Here is an 18,101-nt window from a genome sequence, read left to right on the forward strand (position 1 = left end):
CGGCCCCGTCGCAGCCTCTCTATCTCGCGACTCGGGGTTCTCTATCTCGCGGTGGCGGTGGGCGCCGGCGCAGTTCGTAGACTGGGGGACCGTGACCACCCCCGAGGCGCCCGCCGGCGCCTACCTCGACCACGCCGCCACGACCCCGATGTCGCGGGCGGCGCTCGAGGCGTACGTGGCGGAGGCCGGCCGGACCGGCAACGCGAGCTCGCTGCACTCCGCGGGGCGCGCGGCGCGACGGGCCGTCGAGGAGTCGCGCGAGTCCGTCGCCGCGTCGCTGGGCTCGCGGCCCAGCGAGGTGATCTTCACCGGCGGGGGCACGGAGTCCGACAACCTCGCCATCAAGGGGATCTTCTGGGGCCGGCGCCGCACGGACCCGCGCCGCACCCGCGTGCTCGTCTCCGCCGTCGAGCACCACGCGGTGCTCGACCCGGCGTTCTGGCTCGCGGGGCACGCGGGCGCGGAGATCGTGCTGCTCCCCGTGGACGGCGACGGCCGGCTCGACCTCGCAGCCCTGCGCGCCGAGCTGACGGAGCACGGCGACGAGGTCGCGCTCGTCTCGGTGATGTGGGCCAACAACGAGGTGGGCACGCTGCAGCCGGTGCGTGACGTCGTGCGGCTCGCGCACCAGCACGGCGTCCCCGTGCACACCGACGCGGTGCAGGCCGTGGGCCAGGTCGACGTCGACTTCGCGGCCTCGGGCGTCGACGCGATGACGGTGACGGCGCACAAGCTCGGCGGGCCGATCGGCGTGGGCGCACTGCTCGCCCGCCGCGACCTGCCGCTCGAGGCCGTGCAGCACGGCGGCGGCCAGGAGCGCGGGGTGCGCTCCGGGACGCTCGACGTGCCCGCGATCCGGTCGTTCGCCGTCGCGCTCGCGGAGACCGTCGCCGCCCGGCCCGAGCGCGCCGCGGCCCTGGGCGCCCTGCGGGACCGGCTCGTCGCGGGCGTGCGCGCCGTCGACCCGGAGGCGGTGCTGCGCGGCCCCGACCCGGGCCCGACCGCGGGCGACGGCGCCGCCGCGCGGCTCCCGGCCAACGCGCACTTCACGTTCCCCGGCGCCGAGGGCGACTCGCTGCTCTACCTGCTGGACTCCGCGGGAGTGCAGGCCTCCACCGGGTCGGCGTGCCAGGCGGGCGTGCCGCAGCCGTCGCACGTGCTGCTCGCGATGGGCGTGCCGGAGCTCGAGGCCCGGGGCGCGCTGCGCTTCTCGCTCGGCGCGACGTCGACCGCCGCGGACGTCGACCGCCTCGTCGCCGCGCTGCCCCAGGTCGTCGAGCGGGCCCGCGCGGCGGGCCTCGTGTCCGCGCCGGCCGGTGCGGGGGGCACGGCATGAGGGTGCTGGCCGCCATGTCGGGCGGCGTGGACTCGGCCGTCGCCGCGGCGCTCGCCGTGGAGGCGGGGCACGACGTGGTCGGCGTGCACATGGCCCTGAGCCGCAACCGCGACCAGTTCCGCACCGGCTCGCGCGGCTGCTGCTCCATCGAGGACGCCGGCGACGCGCGCCGCGCCGCGGACGTGCTCGGCATCCCGTACTACGTCTGGGACCTCTCGGAGACGTTCGAGCAGACCGTCGTCGCCGACTTCCTGCGAGAGTATTCGGCCGGCCGCACCCCGAACCCGTGCGTGCGCTGCAACGAGCACATCAAGTTCGAGGCGCTCCTCGACAAGGCCACGGCCCTCGGGTTCGACGCCGTCGCCACCGGCCACTACGCGCAGGTCGTGACGCGCGAGGCCGCCGACGGCACCGCGACCCGCGAGCTGCACCGGTCGCCGAACGACGAGAAGGACCAGTCCTACGTGCTGGCCGTGATGGGCCCGGAGCGGCTGGCGCGCGCGATGTTCCCGCTCGGCGGCTTCGCCTCCAAGGCCGAGGTGCGCGCGGAGGCCGAGCGGCGCGGCCTGTCCGTGAGCGCCAAGCCGGACTCCTACGACATCTGCTTCGTGGCCGACGGCGACACCCGCGGCTTCCTGCGCGACCGGCTCGGATCGCGCCCGGGCGAGGTCGTGGACACCGACGGCGCCGTCGTCGGCGCGCACGACGGCGCGTACGCGTTCACGGTCGGCCAGCGCAAGGGCCTGGGCCTCGGCCACCCCGCCGCCGACGGGCGCGCCCGGTACGTGGTGGACGTGCAGACGTCGACCAACACCGTCGTGGTCGGGCCGGCCGAGCTGCTCAGCGTGGACCGGATCGAGGCGGGGAAGGCGGTGTGGCTCGCCGCCCCGGAGGGCGACGCCGGGAGCACGTGGCTCGACGACGTCGAGGTGCAGGTCCGCGCCCACGGCGCCCCCGTGCCCGCCCGCGTGCGGGCGACGACGGCGGACGGCGTCCCGGCGATGGAGGTGGAGCTCACCGGCCGCCCGCTGCGCGGCGTCGCGGCCGGGCAGTCGCTGGTGGTGTACCGCGGCACGCGGGTGCTCGGCCAGGGCACCGTCGCGCGCGCCTGGCGCGGCTGACGCCGTCCCCGAACGGGTCCGGACGGGCTCAGCCCCGCGCGAGCCGCTGCCGGCGCGCCTCGTACAGCACGATCGACGCGGCGTTCGAGGCGTTGAGCGAGCTGGCCGAGCCGGCCATCGGGATCGCCACCGTGACGTCGGCCGCCTCGCGCCAGCCCCTCGACAGCCCGGCGGTCTCGTTGCCGACGGCGAGGAGAACCGGGCCGGTGAGATCGACGTCGGCGGGCGCGGCGTCGCCGTCCTCGTCGGTCGCGACGACGGTCACCGGGCGCCCGGCGGCACGGTGCGCGCCCACCCAGTCCATGACCTCGCCGTGCGAGGCCGCCCGGACGACGGGCAGCGCGAAGAGGGAGCCGGTGGTCGCGCGCACGGCCTTCGGGTCGTAGGGGTCGGCGGCGTGGCCGGTGACGACCAGGCCGTCGGCGCCGAACGCGTCCGCGGACCGCACGACCGCGCCGACGTTGCCCGGCTGGGTGGGGCGGTCGAAGACGACGCCCAGGAACGACGGACCCACCGGGACGCGCGCCAGGTCGTCTGCGGGCATCGCGACCACGGCCAGCAGCTCGCTGGCGCCCTCGTCCTTCTCGGCGAGCTCGGCGAGCAGGTCGGGCGACATCGCGATCGTCTCGGCGCCCGTGGCCTGCAGCATCTCCTGGGCCCACGACGACAGCCGGCGGTCCGTCTCGTGCAGCAGCGTGCGCACCTGCCAGCCCTGCTCGACCGCCATCGTGATCGGGCGGACGCCCTGCACCAGGAACTCCCCGGCGCGACCGCGCTTGGTGCGGTTCGTGAGCAGCGTCTGCAGCTGCTGGAAACGGGCGTTGCGCACGGTGATCCGCATGGGCGCAGTCTCCCACGGCGGCGGTGGCGCTCAGCGACGCAGCTCGTGCTCCCACCACACCTGGTCGCGCATGACCCAGTGCTCGGCCTCGAGCCCGTCGGCGACGCGCACCAGGTGCATCTCGCGCACGGTGAAGCGCCGGTGCGAGGGCGCGACGCCGAGGAAGAACCCCGAGTGCAGGGCGCTGAACGCGACGTGCAGCGACACCAGGTCGCCCTCGGTGACGGCGTGCAGCACCTCGACGCGCTGCTCGTCGAACGCGTCGTGGAACCAGTGCATCGTCGCCACGAGCGCGTCGGGGCCGCCGGCGCAGCCCGGCAGCACGTCGTGGTTGCGGAACCCGGGCGCGAGCTGGCGCCGCAGCACCGCCTCGGCGCCCGACGGCATGGCGTTGGCGTGGACGCGGGTGGCGACCGCCCGGGGGGTGGACAGCACGGTCGACGACCCGCCCGAGGGGTGCACGAGCGGTGACGTGGGGGCCCGGCCCGCGGGTGCCGCGGGCGCCTGGTCGAGGATGACGGACATCGGGACTCCTTCGTCGGACCGTTACCGTGCTCCTACCCTTCGAGAGCGGCGACCGGCCGTGCCATGACGGGGTGGGAGAGGTGACATCGGGTGACATCGGGCGACAGCGTGGTGGAGGTCGTGGGCGGGCGCCCGGCCGGAGCGAGGGCGGACGCGTGACGGCGGTCTCCGGCCACGGGCCGTGGCCCGGCGGCGCGCGCGACGAGCTCGTGGCGCAGCAGACCGTGCTCGACGACCTGGCGTCGCTGCCGACCGGCGTCGACCCGGTCCCGTTCCTCGCCCAGCTCACCGGTCGCGGGCCGGGGGCCGACGCCGTCGGCCGGACGGCGGCGCTGCTGGCGGAGATGCCGGTCGAGCTGGGCCCGCACGGCTGGAAGCTGACCGACCACCCCGGCGCCGACCTGCGCCGCGCGGAGTCCCTGCTGCGGGAGGACCTGTCCGCGCTGGCGGTGGCGGCCGTGGGGCACGACGGCCCGCTCGCCGTCGAGCTCACCGGCCCGTGGACCCTCGCCGCCCAGCTGTGGTCGGCGCGCGGCGACCGCGTCCTGGCCGACGCCGGCGCCCGCCGCGACCTGTCGCTCGCGCTGGCCGAGGCGGTCCGCCGCCACGTGGCGGACGTGCGCGCCCAGGTCCCCGGCGCGACGCCGGTCGTGCAGCTCACCGAGCCCCTGCTGGGCCAGGTGCACGCGGGCGTCCTGCCCAGCTTCTCCGGCTACTCCCGCCTGCGGGCGGTGCCCGGGCCCGACGTCGTCGAGGGGCTGCGACCCGTCGTCGACGCCGCGCACGAGGCCGGTTCCCGCGTCGTCGTGCACCTCGGCGCCACCTGGGTGGGCGTGCCGCCCGTCGCGCTGGCGGGGGCGGACGCCGTCGGGCTGGACCTCGCCGACGTCGGCGGCGCGGGGGAGGCGGCGGGCTGGAACGAGCGCGCCTGGGAGCTGCTCGCCCGCGCGACCGAGCGGGGCATGGGCCTGTGGGCCGGGCTGCCGCCCGCCACCGTCTCGCAGTGCTCCGGGCCGCAGCTCGGCGCGCTGGTCCGCCTGGTCGCCGAGCCGTGGCGCCGCATCGGGCTGCCCGCGGCCGGGCTGGCCGACGTGACGCTGCTCGCCGCGTCGCGACGGAGCCTCGCCGACGTCGACACCCGTCGCGCGGAGCTGGCGAACCTCGGGCGGGTGGCGGAGGCGCTCGCGGAGCGGGCCGCCGCCTGACCGGAGCTGACCTGGCCTGAGCGGGACGGGACCGGGACGGTCGTGGGACCGATCCGCGAAGATCTCACCGAGGCGCGGCGCGTGCTCCCGGAGCGCCCCGGTGACTGCGTAGGCTGAACCCCGGCGTCGGCCCGCAGGGGGACGGTGCCCGCGACCCGACCCCGACCCGCGAAGGACGCCCGTGACCAGCCTCCGAGCCGTGCTGTTCGACCTCGACGGCGTGCTCACCCCGACCGCCGAGGTGCACATGCGGGCGTGGGAACGCCTGTTCGCGCCCTACTGCGAGGCCCGTGGCCTCGCGCCGTACACGTCCGCCGACTACTTCGCGCACATCGACGGCAAGCCGCGGTACGACGGCGTGGCGACGTTCCTCGCCTCGCGCGGCGTCGAGCTGCCGCACGGCACCGCCGACGACGCGCCCGGCGAGGACACCGTGTGCGCGCTCGGCAACCGCAAGGACGCGATCGTCAACCGGATGTTCGACGAGGAGGGCATCGCGCCCTACCCGGGCTCGGTGCGCTTCCTCGACGCCGTGACGGCCGCGGGCGCGCAGGTCGCCGTGGTCTCGTCGTCGCGCAACACGCCCGCCGTGCTCGCCGCGGCCGGGCTGACCGAGCGGTTCGAGGTCGTCGTGGACGGCAACGTCGCGGCCCGCGAGCACCTGCCGGGCAAGCCCGCGCCGGACACGTACCTCCGGGCCGCCGAGCTGCTCGGCGTCCCGACCGCCGAGGCGGTCGTCGTCGAGGACGCCCTGTCCGGCGTGCAGGCCGGCGCGGCGGGGCCCTTCGGCCTCGTCCTCGGCGTCGACCGCGGCGTCGGGGCGCAGGCGCTCGCCGCGCACGGTGCGGACCGCGTCGTCGCCGACCTGGGCGAGCTGGACGCGTCGATCCTGGACGAGCCCGCCGACCGGCAGGAGGGTCGGGCATGATCCGCCGCACCGCCGACGAGCAGCGGTCCGTGGACCGCCTGCGCTTCCCCGCCGAGCCGTGGCGCCTGGTGGAGGCCGAGTTCTCCGCGGAGGACCTCGGGGTCACCGAGTCCCTCTTCGCGGTGGGGAACGGCTACCTCGGGATGCGCGGCAACGTCGAGGAGGGGCGTGAGTCCCACTCGCACGGCACGTTCGTCAACGGCTTCCACGAGACGTGGCCCATCCGGCACGCCGAGGAGGCGTACGGCTTCGCCAAGGTCGGCCAGACCATCGTCAACGCCCCGGACACCAAGGTGATCCGGTTGTACGTGGACGACGAGCCGCTGCTGCTGCCGGTGGCCGACCTCATCGGCTACGAGCGCGCGCTCGACCTGCGCGACGGCGTCCTGCGCCGCGAGATCCTGTGGCGCACGCCGTCGGGCAAGCGGGTCAAGGTGGCCTCGGAGCGCATGGTGTCGTTCGTCGAGCGGCACCTGGGCGTCATGACGTTCGAGGTCACGCTGCTCGACGCCGACGGGCCGGTGGCGATCTCGTCGCAGATCCTCAACCGGCAGGACGGGCAGGACGAGTACCACGTGCCCGCCGCGTCGCTGGGCGAGGGCTTCGACCCCCGCAAGGCGGAGGCGTTCGCCGGCCGGGTGCTGCAGCCGCAGACCCGGTGGGGCGACGACGAGCGGCTCGTGCTGTCGTACCGCTGCACCAACTCCGGCATGACGCTCGCCGTGGCGGCCGATCACCGCCTGGAGACCGTGGACGAGTGGGACGTGCGCACGCAGGTCGACGACGACCTCGCCAAGCACGTGTTCCGCGTCGACGCGAAGGCGGGGCACACCATCCGCCTCACCAAGGTCGTCACCTACCACACGTCCCGCGGCGTCCCCACGCGCGAGCTCGTCGACCGCTGCCGCCGCACCCTGGACCGGGTGCGCGCCGGCGGCATCGAGGAGCAGTTCACGCACCAGCGCACCTGGCTGGACGACTACTGGGCGCGGTCGGACGTCGAGATCGAGGGGCGCCCGGAGATCCAGCAGGCGGTGCGCTGGAACCTGTTCCAGCTCGCCCAGGCGACCGCGCGGGCCGAGGGCTCCGGCGTCCCCGCCAAGGGCCTGACCGGCAGCGGCTACTCGGGCCACTACTTCTGGGACACGGAGATCTACGTGCTCCCGTTCCTCACGTACACGAGCCCGCGGTACGCCCGCAACGCCCTGCGGTTCCGCTACCAGATGCTCGACGCCGCGCGCCGGCGCGCCAAGGAGCTGTCGCAGAAGGGCGCCCTGTTCCCGTGGCGCACCATCAACGGCGAGGAGGCGTCCGCCTACTACGCGGCGGGCACTGCGCAGTACCACATCGACGCGGACATCAGCTTCGCCCTGGTGCAGTACGTGCGGGCCACGGGCGACACGGACTTCCTGCGCCGCGAGGCGGTGGACGTGCTGGTCGAGACGGCGCGCATGTGGGAGGACCTCGGCTTCTGGCGCGCCAACGGCGACGACAACTTCCACATCCACGGGGTGACCGGCCCCGACGAGTACACGACCGTGGTGAACGACAACCTGTTCACCAACGTCATGGCGCGGTTCAACCTGCGGGCCGCGGCGTTCGTCGTGGAGGCGATGCGCGAGGACTTCCCGGAGGACTACGAGCGCCTCGCGGACCGCCTGTCCCTGGGCGTGCACGAGACCACCGAGTGGACCCGGGCCGCCGACCACATGTCGATCCCGTACGCGGAGAGCATCGGCATCCACCCGCAGGACTCCCACTTCCTCGAGCGGGAGATCTGGGACCTGGCCGCGACGCCGGTGACCAAGCGCCCCCTGCTGCTGCACTACCACCCGCTGGTGATCTACCGGTACCAGGTGCTCAAGCAGGCGGACGTGGTGCTGGCGCTGTTCCTGCAGGGGCAGCACTTCTCGGCCGAGCAGAAGCTGGCCGACTTCGAGTACTACGACCCGCTGACCACCGGCGACTCGACGCTGTCCGGCGTCGTGCAGTCGATCGTCGCGGCCGAGGTCGGGTACCACGAGCTCGCGCTCGAGTACTTCGTGTCCTCGCTGCTCGTGGACCTGGCGAACCTGCACGACAACGCCGCCGACGGCGTCCACGTGGCGTCGGCGGGCGGCACCTGGTCGGCGCTCGCGTTCGGCTTCGGCGGCATGCGGGACCACGACGGGGTGCTGTCGTTCGACCCGCGCCTCCCGCAGGGCTGGGAGGCCCTGACCTTCCGCGTGCAGTGGCAGGGGTCGCGCCTGCGCGTCACGGTGCGGACGGACGAGCTCGAGCTCGTCGCCGAGACCGGCGAGGGCGCGACGGTCTTCGTGCGGGGCGAGCAGGTGGCGGTCACCGCGGACGAGCCGGTCGTCGTCGCCCTCGACGGCCAGGGTCCGGTGCGGCCGGGGCGCCCCAGCCTGCGTGCCCTGTCCGGCAACCGCCGCGACGACGGCACCCTCATCACCGCGACGGTGCCGCACTCCTGAGCCGCCGGTCGAGGCCGCCCCGAACCCCCCCCCCCCAAAGTCCACCCCCCCAACCCCCCCCCCCCCCCCCCCCCCCCCCGACCCGCAGGCCCGCCGACACCCTTGCCGCCCCGGCGGCGCGTCGCTAGGGTCGTCGACCAGTGCGCATCGATGCGCATCGATGACCTTCGCCGGGACCCGGCGACGTCCGCCGACGACGGGAGACGACGTGCCGAAGGGGCCGACCAGCGCCGACGTCGCGCGCGAGGCCGGGGTGTCGCAGTCGACGGTCTCCTACGTCATGAGCGGCAAGCGCCCGATCTCCCCGGAGACGCGGCGGCGCGTCCAGGACGCCATCGACCGCCTGACCTACGAGCCGCACGCCGGGGCGCGGGCCCTGGCGGGGCACCGCACCAGCACCGTCGCGGTCGTGGTGCCGGTCGACCCGGACTCCAGCGTGCAGCGTCTCATGGTGTTCGTCGAGGAGATCCTGTTGGCCGCGCGGCGGCGCGACCACGACGTGCTCCTCGTGACCGCCGACGAGGGCCCGTCCGGGTTGCGCCGGGTGGCGGGTCGCTCGCTGTGCGACGCCCTCGTCGTCATGGGGGTCGGCACCGACGACGACCGCGTCGACGTGGCGCGGGAGCTGCCGCTGCCCGTCGTGTTCATCGGGATCCCGGACGACGCCGAGGGGCTCGACTGCCTCGACTTCGACTTCGAGGCCGCGGGCGGGCTGCTCGTGGCCGAGCTCGCCGACCTGGGGCACCGGACGGTGGACGTGCTGGGCTGGGGGCCGGACGTCACCGCGCAGGGCGTCAACTTCGTGCCGCGGTTCGAGCGCGGGGCGCGCACGGCGGCCGCGGGGCGCGGCGTCGAGCTGCGCTGGCACGAGCCGGCCGGCGAGCCGGACGTGGGGCGGGTCGTCGACGGCGCCCTCGCGTCCGGCGAGGTGCCCGGCCTCGTGCTCGCGACCGCGGTCCCCGCGACGTTCCGCGCGCTGGCAGACCGGGGTCGCCGGCCGGGTCGGGACGTCGACGTCGTCGGTCTGGCCCTCGACGCCGAGGCCGAGCCGCACGGCCTCACCGCCACGTCGCCGCGGCCGCGCGACGTCTCGAGGCGCGTGATGGAGCGCGTCTTCGCCCTGCTCGACGGCGACGCGCCGCCCGGCGGCGAGCGGGAGCTCGCGCCCGCGGTGCTGGTGCGGCGCAGGTCGACACGGACCACGCCGGCGGCCGGCTGACCCGGCCCGACCTGCCACCCACGGCCACGCACCGACCCGCCACCGCACCGACCCGGCACCGAGCGAAGGAGACATCATGACCGCACCGATCCGCGTCACCGTCTGGGGGGAGAACCGCCACGAGCAGCTCGAGCCGTCGGTCGCCGCCCGCTACCCCGACGGCATGCACGGCGCCGTCGCGCAGGGCATCGAGGAGAACCTCGGCGACGGCGTGCGCGTGCGCACCGCGACGCTCGACGACCCCGAGCACGGGCTCACCGAGGAGGTGCTGCGCGACACCGACGTGCTCACCTGGTGGGGCCACGCCGCGCACGGCGAGGTCGCCGACGAGGTGGTCGAGCGGGTGCACCGCCACGTGCTGGAGGGCATGGGCCTCGTCGTCCTGCACTCCGGGCACTGGTCGAAGATCTTCATGAAGCTCATGGGCACCACCTGCACCCTGCGCTGGCGTGCGGAGCACGACCGGGAGCTGGTGTGGACGGTCGACCCGACCCACCCGATCGCGCAGGGGATCCCGCACCCCATGATCATCGAGGAGGACGAGATGTACGGGGAGTTCTTCGACGTCCCCGCCCCGGACGAGACCGTCTTCCTCAGCACCTTCTCCGGCGGAGAGGTCTTCCGCTCCGGCATCACCTACCGGCGCGGCTTCGGCAAGATCTTCTACTTCCGCCCCGGCGACCAGGAGTACCCGACGTACTTCCACGACGGGGTCCGCAAGGTCATCTCCAACGCCGTCGGGTGGGCCGTGACCGTGCGTCCCGAGCGCACGACCCCCACGCTGCTGCGCTACGAGACCGAGGACTTCTACCGCGGCCAGGGCTACGGCGGCGCGCTGGACGACGAAGCCCGCGCCGCCGCCGCGGAGGCCGCGCGGTGAGCGTGCCGCTGGTCCTCGTCGGCGCCGGGGGGATGGGCCGGGCCTGGCTGTCCGCCATCCGGGCCGAGCCGGGGGCCGAGCTCGCCGGCGTCGTCGACCTCGACCTCGACGCCGCCCGCGGGGCGCTCGCCGACGCCGGGCTCGCGGACGTCCCGGTCGGGACGGACGCCGTCGCGCTCGCCCGGGAGACCGGTGCGCGCGCCGTCGTGAACGTCACCGTCCCGGCCGCGCACCACCCCGTCACCACGGCCGCGCTGTTCGCGGGGCTGCCCGTGCTCGGCGAGAAGCCCGTGGCCGAGTCGGTGCCGCGCGCGCTCTCGCTCGTCGCGGCCGCGGAGGTGACGGGGGAGCTCTTCGTGGTGAGCCAGTCGCGCCGCTACAACCGGCAGCTCTTCGCCTTCCGGGAGCAGGCGCGCACCCTGGGCGACCTGGGGGTGCTCACCACGGAGTTCTTCAAGGCGCCCCGCTTCGGCGGGTTCCGTGACGCGATGGCGCACCCGCTGCTGCTCGACATGGCGATCCACCCCTTCGACACCGCCCGGTTCCTGCTGGGTGCCGAGCCCGTCTCGGTGTACTGCGAGGAGTTCAACCCGTCGTGGAGCTGGTACGACGGCGACGCCGCGGCGACCGCGATCTTCGAGATGACGGGCGGCGTCCGCTACTCCTACACGGGCAGCTGGTGCAGCCCCGGCCAGGAGACGTCGTGGAACGGGGCCTGGCGGCTGTCGGGCCGCGACGGCACCGCCCGCTGGGACGGCGACCACGAGCCGGTCGTCGAGGGGCCGCGTGACGCGGCGGAGGGTGCGGACCCCGGCGACGGGATCGCCGGGTCGCTGGCGACCTTCCTCGCGGCGCTCGACGGCGGTCCCACGCCCATGGGCGAGGTGCACGAGAACGTGCTCAGCCTCGTCATGGTGGCGGCGGCGGTCGAGTCGGCCGCCACGGGCGCGAGGGTCCTCGTCGACGACCTGCTCGAGCGCGCCTACGCCGAGGCCCTCGCCACGGAGACGCGGGAGGACGTGCGCGTGCAGCTCGCGTCGTGGACGTCGGTGCGCGCGGCCCTCGGGCCGGCCTGACACCGGGTCCCGGCGGGTTGCCCGCCGGGGCCCGGCCGGTCAGGCGAGGCGCTCGCGCAGGAACGTCCAGGCCAGGGCGGACATGTGCGCGGCCTGCGCGTTGTTGGCCGCGCCGCCGTGGCCGCCCTCGACGTTCTCGTAGTACGTGACGTCCGCGCCGGGCCCGCCCGTGGCCAGCATGAGCGCCGCCATCTTGCGCGCGTGGCCCGGGTGCACGCGGTCGTCCTTGGTCGACGTCGTGAACAGGACCGGCGGGTAGGCGCGGTCGCCGTCGAGCAGGTGGTACGGCGAGAAGGTGCGGACGAACTCCCAGTCGTCGGTGTCGGGGTCGCCGTACTCCGCCACCCACGACGCGCCCGCGAGCAGGTGCGAGAACCGCTTCATGTCGAGCAGCGGCACCTGCACCACGACCGCGCCGAACAGGTCGGGGTACTGCGTGAGCATGTTCCCGGCCAGCAGCCCGCCGTTGGAGCCGCCCTGCGCGCCGAGGTGCCCGGGCGTCGTGATGCCGCGGGCCACGAGGTCGCGCGCGACGGCGGCGAAGTCCTCGTACGCCTTGTGCCGCCGCTCGCGCAGCGCGGCCTGGTGCCACGCGGGCCCGTACTCGCCGCCGCCGCGGATGTTCGCGACGACGTACACGCCGCCGCGGGCGAGCCACGCCCGCCCGACCGTGCCGGAGTATCCCGGCAGCAGCGGGATCTCGAAGCCGCCGTACCCGTACAGCAGCGTCGGCGCGGTCCCCGGCGTCGTCGGGTCGGACGGGTCCACCAGGTCCTCGCGGCCCACGACGAAGTACGGGACGCGCGTGCCGTCGTCGGAGGCTGCGAAGTGCTGCACCGCGACCATGCCGTCGGCGTCGAAGTACGCCGGCGCGGCCTTGAGCGGCTCGGGCGCGCCGGGCTCCGCCCCGGGCCCCGCGACGGTCGCCAGCGCGAGGGTGGACGGCGTGAGGTAGCCGGTGGTCGTGACCCAGACGTCGTCGCTGTCGAGAGCGTCGACGGCGCGCACGCCGACGGTGAGCAGCCCGCCGCCGAGCGGGAGCTCCGAGCGGGTCCAGGGCGCGCCGGCCGCCGTGCCGGGGGACGTGCCGGCGGGCGGGGTGAGCACGTGGACGGCGTTCTTCACGTCGTCGAGCACGTTGACGACCAGGTGGTGGCGGGTCCACGTGGCGCCGACCAGCGACGTCGACGGCGTGGGCTCGAACAGGACGGTGAGGTCGCGCGAGCCGGCCAGGAACGCGTCCGCCGGCGCGGCCAGCAGCGAGCCCGCGGCGTAGGTGGTGCCCGCCGGCGCCCAGTCGTCGCGCAGCTCGACCAGCAGCCACTCGCGGTGAAGCCCGACCTCCGCGGACTCGGGCACGTCGATCTTCACCAGCCGCTGCTCGGGCGTCCCGACCGCCTCGACGAGGAAGGTCTCCGACCGGTAGAAGGCGATCGAGCGGCTCACGAGGTCGCGCTCGAAGCCTGGCGTGCGCGAGCGGCGCGCGGAGATGTACATGTCGTCGTCGGTGCCCTCGTAGACGACGACGGCGTCCTCGATCGGCGTGCCGCGGCGCCAGAGCTTCGCGATGCGCGGGTACCCCGACGGCGTCGTCGTGCCCGGGCCGAAGTCCGTGAAGGCGTACACCGTGTCCTCGTCGGCCCACGCCAGTCCGCCCTTGGCGCCGGTGCGGCCGTCGTCGCGCGCCGTGTCGCGCTCGAAGCCGCCCTCGGCGGCGGGGACGAACCGCTTGGCGACGAGGTCGAACTCGCGCGTGACGTCCGCGTCCGAGCCGCCGGGGGAGAGGTCGACCAGTGCCCGGCGCCAGGGCTCGCCCGCCGCGAGCTGCTCGGGCGTCGGGCGCAGCAGCGACGCGCCGTGCCACACCCAGCTCTCGCCCTCCGCCGCGGCGAGCGCGTCGAGGTCGAGCACGGTCTCCCACTCCGGCGCGTCGGTCCGGTAGGAGCCGAGGGTGGTGCGGCGCCACAGGCCGCGCTCGTGCGCGGCGTCGCGCCAGAAGTTGTACAGGTGGTCGCCGATCCGGGAGACGTCGGGGATGCGCTCGTCGGAGTCGAGCACCTCGCGGACCGCCGCCTCGGTCTCCGCGAACCCGGGGGCGGCACCCACGGTCGTGTGCGCGTGGTCGTTGCGGCCGCGCACCCACGCCAGCGCCTCGGTGCCCTCGACCTCCTCGAGCCACGCGAACGGGTCCGGCCGGGCCGGGTCGAGCGGGGACGGCGGCGCGGCGGGCGGGGCTGACGGTGCGGCGGTGTCGACGTGCTCGGCGGTCATGCTCGGCACCCTAGCCGCCGGGCGCGCCGAGGGGCGCGGGTGCCTTTCACCCGGGGGGTGCCCGTGGTAGAAACTCCTGGTCAGGGCATTGATCCCGCTATGGACGTTCCAAGGGTTTCGCGGAGAACGCCGCTTTCGGAGCGGCACGGTCACGTCCGCCGGAACCCGATCCTTCCACCCACGGGGGTGCGGTGAGCACGACGACCTCTGCCGGAGCGCGCGCGACGACGCGCGTGCCGGCCCAGCTCTGCGCGGCCGCGGCCGTCCTCTGCCTCGCGGCCGTGCCGCTGCTCGGCGACCGGCTGTCGCCCGCGGGCGCGGCGTCGCTGTCCGGCGCCGCCGCGCTGCTCGTCGTCGTCGCGGCCGTGGCCCTGTCCCGCGCCGTCGCGCGCGGCGACCGCGACCGGGCGGCGCTGCGGGCGGAGCGCGACGCGCTGGCGGCCGAGCTCGCGACGGCCGCCGGGGCGCTCGAGGACGCGACGACCGGGCTCGCGCGCACCCGCGAGGCACGCGACGACCAGCGCGCCGCCGTCGAGACCGCCGTCGTCGCCCTGGGGCGCAAGGTGCAGGCGTCGGCGCACCGCATCCAGGAGGAGGCGGCGCGCATGGTGCAGCGGCACGCGGCCGACCCCGACGTGCTGCAGACGTCCATGCGGATCGACCACGCCGCCGCGCAGCACGCCCGTCAGGCGCAGAACCTCGTCGCGCTCTGCGGCCGGCGTCCGGGGCAGACGTGGGACGACCCGCTCGCCCTGCCCGACGTCGTGCGCGCAGCCGCCGGGCGGATCACGGCGTTCCAGCGCGTCGAGGTCTCCGGCGACCCGGGGCTGGCCGTCGTCGGGCGTGCGGTCGAGCCGGTCGTGCACGTCCTCGCCGAGCTGCTCGCCAACGCGACGCAGTGCTCGCCGCCCAGCACCCAGGTGCTCGTCGCGATCCGGCAGGTGCAGCGGGGCGCGGTCGTCGAGGTCGACGACTGCGGCGTCGGGATGGCCGCCCGCGAGCTCGAGCGGGTGCGCGCCGTCGCGTCCGGCGCGCGGCCCGTGGGCATCGCCGACCTGGGCGAGGTACCGCAGACCGGCCTCGCGGTCGTCGGGTCGTACGCCCGCGCCCTGGACCTGCGGGTGGATCTCACGGAGTCCGTGTACGGCGGCCTGCGCGCCGTGGTCATGGTGCCCGCCGAGCTCGTCACCGCGGCGGCCGCGGCTCCCGGCACGCTCGCCCCGAGCGTCGACGACCCGTGGCCCGGGCCCGCCCCCCAGGCCCCGGCCACGCCGGAGACGGCGGCGGCCGAGGCCCAGAGCACGACGCGGGGACCCGACGGCGCCCCGGCCCTGCCGCAGCGGCGCTCGCGCCGCGGCACCGCCACGGGGACCCAGCGCGCGGTGCCCGCCGCGCCCCCGTCCGCCCCGACCGCGGCCGTCCCGGCGCAGACGGCGGAGGAGGCCGGCGCGTGGATCGGCGCGTTCTTCTCCGCCGACCGCGACGCCACCGCCGACGGCGCCCCGACCACCGACCATCCCAGCCAGCAGCCGTCCGCCGTGCCGGACGTGACCTCGGAGGACTCATGACGACCCCGACCACCGATGCGACGCCCGCGCCCGCGCACCCGGACAGCTGGATGCTCGACCTCGTCGCGGGGGTGCGCGGCGTGCGCCACGTCGTCGTGCTCAGCTCGGACGGCCTGGTGAAGGTCCGCACGGACGTGACGCCCCCGGACACGGCCGACAAGGTCGCCGCGGCGTGCGCCGGCCTCGTCGCGCTCGGCATGAGCATGGGGCGGGAGTTCGGCGCCGGCGACGCGCTGCGCCAGGTGCTCGTCGAGTTCGACGGCGGTTTCCTCTTCGTGCGCGGAGCGGGCGACGGCTCGCGGCTGGCGGTCGTCACCGACGCGGCGGTCGACCCGGGGCTCGTGGCCCAGCAGATGCAGGCCCAGGTGCTGATGATCGGCGAGCGGACGCTCGGCACGGACGTCCTGCGCCCCGCCGCCGTCCCCGCCCCCGTGCCCGCCGACGGGGAGGCGCGATGACGGACGGCTACCGCGACCACCCGGTGCGCTCGTACGTCCTCACGGGCGGGCGCGCGCACCCGAGCCGCAACACGCTGCGACCGGAGACGCTGCTGTGCGCGGTGGACGACGGCCGCGAGCTGCCCGTCGGCGCGGGCCGGCACGAGCGGGCCCTGCTCGAGACCTGCCGCGGCACGCTGGCCCTCGCCGAGCTCGCCGCGTACCTGCGCCTGCCCACCAGCCTGGTCGCGGTCCTCGCCTCCGACCTGCTCGACGCCGGCTACCTGGCGGTCCGGTCGCCGGCGACCCACGACCTGCCGGGCGTCGACCTGCTGGAGGAGGTCCTCGATGGTCTCCGCCGGTTCTGAGGCGCCACCCGTCGACCCGGCCTCCCTGCACCTCGCGTCCACCGTCGAGCGGTCGGTCAAGGTGCTCGTGGTGGGCGCGTACGGCGTCGGCAAGACGACGCTCATCGGCGCGGTGAGCGAGATCCCCGTGCTGAGCACGGAGGAGACGATCACGGCGGCCAGCCTGGGCGTCGACCCGCGGCTGGGGGAGAAGACCACGACGACGGTCGCGATGGACTTCGGGCGCGTCACCGTGGGCGGCACCACGGCCCTCTACCTGTTCGGCACGCCCGGGCAGAAGCGCTTCTGGGACCTGTGGGCGGGGCTGGCGGACGGCGCGGTGGGCGCCCTCGTGGTCGTGGACACGCGGCGGCTGGAGGACAGCTTCGAGGTGCTGGACCAGCTCGAGGAGCACACGGCGCTGCCGGTGACCATCGTGGTCAACGAGTTCCCGGACGCGCCGCGGCACACCACCGACGCGGTGCGCGCCGCGCTCGACCTGCCGGCGGACACCCCCGTCGTCGCGGGGGACCTGCGCGAGCGACGCCAGGCCGTGGAGGCGCTCCAGGCGCTCGTCGCGCACGCGGTGCGCCTCGCGCGCGCAGGCGACGCCGCATGAGCCTCACCGGGGCGGTGCGCGTGGTGCGGCTCGAGGACGTGGCCGACCGGCCGCTGCTCGCCGACCTGGCGGGCGCGCCCGACCCGGCGGCTCGGTACGAGGCGCTGCGTTCGCGCTGGGGCGCCCTCGCGCCCGTCGACCTGGAGCCGGGCGTGCCGGCGTGGCTCGCGCTCGGCCACGCCGAGGTCGCCGCCGTCCTGCGCAACGAGGCGATGTTCTCCCGCGACGCGCGCCACTGGCGGTACGAGGCGGAGGGCCTGGTCGGTCGGCGCTCGGCGACCCGCGCGCTCCTCGCGCCGCGCGACGGCGCCCACGACCGCGACGGCGCGGAGCACCGGCGGCTGCGCACGCCCCTGGCCGACGCGCTCGACGCCGTCGAGGACCGCCGCGTGCGGCGCACGACGGACGTCGCGTGCGCGTCGGCGCTGGACCGCCTGGCCGCCCGCGGCACGGCGGACATGGTCGCGGAGTACGCCGTCGACGTCCCGGTGCGGGTGCTGGCCGACCTGCTCGGCATGACGCTCGCGGACGCGCGCCGGATGCACGAGCTCACCGTCGCCCAGCGCTCCGGCGCGGACGACGCCCACCCGGCGTCCGTCGAGGCGGAGGACCTGCTCGCGGGCTTCGTCGCCGGGCGTCGCGCGGAACCGAGCGACGACCTCACGTCCGCGCTGCTCGCGCACCCCGCGCACGAGAACGACCTCGAGGTGATGGCCGCCGTCGGGCTCGTGTTCGCCACCGCGCACGACGCCGAGATCGCGTGGATCGCCACGACGCTGCAGCGGCTGCTCGCCGACCCGGCGTTCGCCGCCCGCCTGCACGGCGGCCGCCTCTCGCTCGACGACGCGCTGGACGAGGTGGCGCGCGACGCGCCCCCGCTGCCGCACCTGCGGCCGCGCTACGCCCTCGCGGACGGCGAGCTGGGCGGTCAGGCGATCGCCGCGGGCGACGCCGTCGTGCCGGCGGTGGCGGCCGCCAACGCCGACCGTGCGGTCCGCGCCGCTGACCCGTGGGAGCAGGTCGACGCGCGCTTCCACCTCACCTGGGGGACGGGCGCGCACGCGTGCCCGGCGCACCGGACGGCGCCGCTGATCACCCGGACCGTCGTGGGGCACTTCCTCGCCCGGGTCGCGGACATGGAGCTCACCGTCGCGCCGGCCGACGTCGAGCCGGTGCGCTCGGCGTGGGCGCGCTACCCGCAGGAGCTGCCCGTCCGATTCCGGTGACCGGCGGACCGGCGGACCCTGACGGGTC

Annotated in this window: 16 protein-coding genes; 13 read left to right on the forward strand and 3 right to left on the reverse strand. The window is 75.8% G+C overall.

Annotated features, from left to right (window positions below):
• Nucleotides 1–148 precede the first annotated feature (148 nt).
• Nucleotides 149–1,336, forward strand: coding sequence for a cysteine desulfurase family protein (locus ACFCZN_RS12660; RefSeq protein ID WP_430557032.1), 1,188 nt, complete (start codon nt 149–151; stop codon nt 1,334–1,336).
• A complete protein-coding gene (gene mnmA / locus ACFCZN_RS12665) occupies nt 1,333–2,457 on the forward strand; it encodes a tRNA 2-thiouridine(34) synthase MnmA (RefSeq protein WP_430557014.1) in 1,125 nt (374 codons plus the stop codon). The genes ACFCZN_RS12660 and mnmA overlap by 4 nt, the downstream gene beginning before the upstream one ends.
• Nucleotides 2,458–2,485: 28 nt before the next feature.
• Here the strand turns inward: mnmA and ACFCZN_RS12670 are convergent, their stop codons facing one another.
• Nucleotides 2,486–3,298 (reverse strand): TrmH family RNA methyltransferase, encoded by an 813-nt coding sequence (locus tag ACFCZN_RS12670; RefSeq protein ID WP_430557015.1) that lies wholly within the window; start codon nt 3,296–3,298, stop codon nt 2,486–2,488.
• Nucleotides 3,299–3,328: 30 nt separating this feature from the next.
• Nucleotides 3,329–3,823, reverse strand: coding sequence for an ester cyclase (locus tag ACFCZN_RS12675; protein ID WP_429766880.1), 495 nt, complete (start codon nt 3,821–3,823; stop codon nt 3,329–3,331).
• A gap of 155 nt (nt 3,824–3,978) precedes the next feature.
• Here ACFCZN_RS12675 and ACFCZN_RS12680 point away from each other — a divergent pair, with 155 nt between their 5' ends.
• From ACFCZN_RS12680 to ACFCZN_RS12705, 6 genes are all read left to right on the forward strand, one after another.
• Entirely contained in the window at nt 3,979–5,028 is a 1,050-nt protein-coding gene (locus ACFCZN_RS12680; RefSeq protein WP_430557016.1) for a hypothetical protein, read from the forward strand.
• A 181-nt stretch (nt 5,029–5,209) separates the two neighbouring features.
• On the forward strand, nt 5,210–5,956 hold the full coding sequence (locus tag ACFCZN_RS12685; protein WP_430557017.1) for an HAD family hydrolase: 747 nt from the start codon (nt 5,210–5,212) through the stop codon (nt 5,954–5,956).
• A complete protein-coding gene (locus ACFCZN_RS12690; RefSeq protein ID WP_430557018.1) occupies nt 5,953–8,430 on the forward strand; it encodes a glycoside hydrolase family 65 protein in 2,478 nt (825 codons plus the stop codon). The genes ACFCZN_RS12685 and ACFCZN_RS12690 overlap by 4 nt, the downstream gene beginning before the upstream one ends.
• A 208-nt stretch (nt 8,431–8,638) precedes the next feature.
• Nucleotides 8,639–9,649: a LacI family DNA-binding transcriptional regulator gene (locus tag ACFCZN_RS12695; protein ID WP_430557019.1), complete on the forward strand. Its 1,011-nt coding sequence runs from the start codon at nt 8,639–8,641 to the stop codon at nt 9,647–9,649.
• A 76-nt stretch (nt 9,650–9,725) separates the two neighbouring features.
• Nucleotides 9,726–10,529 carry a ThuA domain-containing protein gene (locus ACFCZN_RS12700; RefSeq protein ID WP_430557020.1) on the forward strand — a complete coding sequence of 268 codons (804 nt, stop codon included), beginning with the start codon at nt 9,726–9,728 and terminating at the stop codon, nt 10,527–10,529.
• Complete coding sequence (locus ACFCZN_RS12705; protein WP_430557021.1) at nt 10,526–11,605, forward strand: Gfo/Idh/MocA family protein; 1,080 nt, start codon at nt 10,526–10,528, stop codon at nt 11,603–11,605. The genes ACFCZN_RS12700 and ACFCZN_RS12705 overlap by 4 nt, the downstream gene beginning before the upstream one ends.
• Nucleotides 11,606–11,644: 39 nt before the next feature.
• Here ACFCZN_RS12705 and ACFCZN_RS12710 read toward each other — a convergent pair whose 3' ends face one another.
• The gene (locus ACFCZN_RS12710; protein ID WP_430557022.1) at nt 11,645–13,876 is read right to left on the reverse strand and encodes a prolyl oligopeptidase family protein; all 2,232 of its coding nucleotides are present in this window, start codon (nt 13,874–13,876) and stop codon (nt 11,645–11,647) included.
• Between the two features lie 191 nt (nt 13,877–14,067).
• Between ACFCZN_RS12710 and ACFCZN_RS12715 the strand changes: the two genes are divergently transcribed.
• Genes ACFCZN_RS12715 through ACFCZN_RS12735 form a run of 5 tightly spaced genes read left to right on the forward strand, consistent with a single transcriptional unit; the run spans nt 14,068 to nt 18,073 of the window.
• A complete protein-coding gene (locus ACFCZN_RS12715) occupies nt 14,068–15,444 on the forward strand; it encodes an ATP-binding protein (protein WP_430557023.1) in 1,377 nt (458 codons plus the stop codon).
• A complete protein-coding gene (locus ACFCZN_RS12720) occupies nt 15,441–15,902 on the forward strand; it encodes a roadblock/LC7 domain-containing protein (RefSeq protein ID WP_429766864.1) in 462 nt (153 codons plus the stop codon). Before ACFCZN_RS12715 ends, ACFCZN_RS12720 begins: the two co-directional genes overlap by 4 nt.
• Complete coding sequence (locus ACFCZN_RS12725; RefSeq protein ID WP_429766862.1) at nt 15,899–16,249, forward strand: DUF742 domain-containing protein; 351 nt, start codon at nt 15,899–15,901, stop codon at nt 16,247–16,249. Before ACFCZN_RS12720 ends, ACFCZN_RS12725 begins: the two co-directional genes overlap by 4 nt.
• A complete protein-coding gene (locus ACFCZN_RS12730) occupies nt 16,230–16,847 on the forward strand; it encodes a GTP-binding protein (RefSeq protein WP_429766861.1) in 618 nt (205 codons plus the stop codon). The genes ACFCZN_RS12725 and ACFCZN_RS12730 overlap by 20 nt, the downstream gene beginning before the upstream one ends.
• Nucleotides 16,844–18,073: a hypothetical protein gene (locus ACFCZN_RS12735; protein ID WP_429766859.1), complete on the forward strand. Its 1,230-nt coding sequence runs from the start codon at nt 16,844–16,846 to the stop codon at nt 18,071–18,073. Before ACFCZN_RS12730 ends, ACFCZN_RS12735 begins: the two co-directional genes overlap by 4 nt.
• Nucleotides 18,074–18,101: the final 28 nt, after the last annotated feature.

Source organism: Isoptericola sp. NPDC056134 (assembly GCF_042264825.1).
GTDB classification, from domain to species: Bacteria; Actinomycetota; Actinomycetes; order Actinomycetales; family Cellulomonadaceae; genus Isoptericola; species Isoptericola nanjingensis.